Genomic DNA, 1,578 nt, shown 5'->3' with positions numbered 1-1,578 from the left:
CGGGGTCGCCCCCGGCGGCCTGTGCTCTACCTGATGGGTTCGCCGTAGGGGCGTTTCCATTCAGGGGGCATCTTTTCCGCTGTTGCCGGGAGCGTCGCCGGGCCCTCTGACTGTCCGCTTTGCCAGTGGAAGTGGGCATGTCGGCTGATCTCTTCCCAGTGGGCCTGCCGGGTGCGGTGCCACGCGGTGGTGACGTCGCCCTCGCAGTAGCTGGCCATGCCCCACAGCTCCCCCGCCGCGTCACGGGTCCGGATTCCGGCAATCATGATGTAGGGCCAGCTGCCCAGGTCCCAGCCGTCACAGCCCCAGCCGGAGATGACATGCCAGCCGCGGGCCTCGACGCGGCCCATCCAGTCGTACCCGTCGCCGTTGTACCAGTTGCCCAGGACGGGCAGGGCCTCGATGACCTCCTTCGTGTCGGCGGTAGTCACAGTCGCGGTGCGCAATGCATTCATGGTTGTTCTCTTTCCTTGTGCGAAGGACGGGGGTGAGTGGGCGGTGTAACCGGGCCAGCTGCCCTGTCTCTTTCCCCCCCGTTGTTTTTTGGTTGCTGGCGAAACAGCGTGGAGCTGTGGCCGACGGAGGGCTGTCCACCCGTCAGGGCAAGGGGCGGGGAAACGTGGGGAGGAAATAAGCGACGCAGGAGCGCCGTAGCACGTTTCACCGGCCCGCAGGCCCCGACGAAGGAGGGGCTGGACAGGGTGGAGCGGCCACGTAGAATCCGAAGGACAGCAACCAAAAAACGTCGAAGACTTAGAAAACAGGGGTTGGGCCGGGCGGAGCCTGCGGAGCCCGACCCGGCCCCAACAGCCGGCCGCGCAGCGGACGCCCGACAACCGGTGCGAGCTGGCGAGCACCAGGTCTCATGAGAACGTGAGGACCTCGCGGAACACCACCGCTACCTCTGACACCCCAGAAGCAGCCGAACTTTTCCGTCCTAATTGTCCCGATGGTGTCTGGACGATTGGGACCGGTGCGTCGGTGCCGCCAACTAGTGTAGCGTGTTGTTGATTCTTTTGGGTCTGCTTTGTTGGCAGACTGGAGTCATGGTTTATTTGGCAAAGGCGTTGGAACTGCGCGGCGGGGACCGTGAGGCCTTGGAACCGCTGACTCGTGGGAAAGCGGCCAGCGCGACGGTGGCACTGCGTGCCCGCACGGTCCTGCTGGCCGCTGAGGGGATGCCGAACTTCCAGATCGAGAAGATCACCGGGTTTTCCGCGCCCACGGTTTTGAAGTGGCGCAACCGCTATGCCGAGGGCGGGATTGAGGCCCTCTCCGATGTCCAGCGTCCGGGCCGGGAGCGGGAAATCGACGAACTTGCGGTGATCGCCGATACCCTGACCAATGACGGCAACCCGCCCCAGGAGCTGGGGATCTCGCACTGGTCCGCCCGCATCATGGCAGGACGCCACGGAATTTCCTTTTCCTCTGTCGCACGGATCTGGCGCCGTTGGAAGATCCAGCCGCACCGGATTGAGACGTTCAAGTTCTCCACCGACCCGGCCCTGGAAGCCAAGCTCCGGGACGTGGTGGGCCTGTATATGTCACCGCCGGAAAACGCGGTGGTGGTAAGCATCG

2 protein-coding genes are annotated in these 1,578 nt (G+C 64.5%); one reads left to right on the top strand and one right to left on the bottom strand.

Going from position 1 to position 1,578, the window contains the following annotated elements; translation table 11 throughout:
• Positions 1-26: 26 nt before the first annotated feature.
• Positions 27-455 carry a hypothetical protein gene (locus IV498_RS18690; RefSeq protein ID WP_269048575.1) on the bottom strand — a complete coding sequence of 143 codons (429 nt, stop codon included), beginning with the start codon at positions 453-455 and terminating at the stop codon, positions 27-29.
• Between the two features lie 591 nt (positions 456-1,046).
• Between IV498_RS18690 and IV498_RS18685 the strand changes: the two genes are divergently transcribed.
• The coding region (locus IV498_RS18685; RefSeq protein ID WP_269048574.1) for a helix-turn-helix domain-containing protein at positions 1,047-1,578 on the top strand (532 nt) is incomplete at its 3' end.

This window comes from Paenarthrobacter sp. Z7-10 (assembly GCF_026932795.1).
In the GTDB taxonomy this organism is placed as follows: Bacteria; Actinomycetota; Actinomycetes; order Actinomycetales; family Micrococcaceae; genus Arthrobacter_M.
Note: the sequence above shows the minus strand (reverse complement) of the source record. Positions and strands in the feature narration are given on the sequence as shown.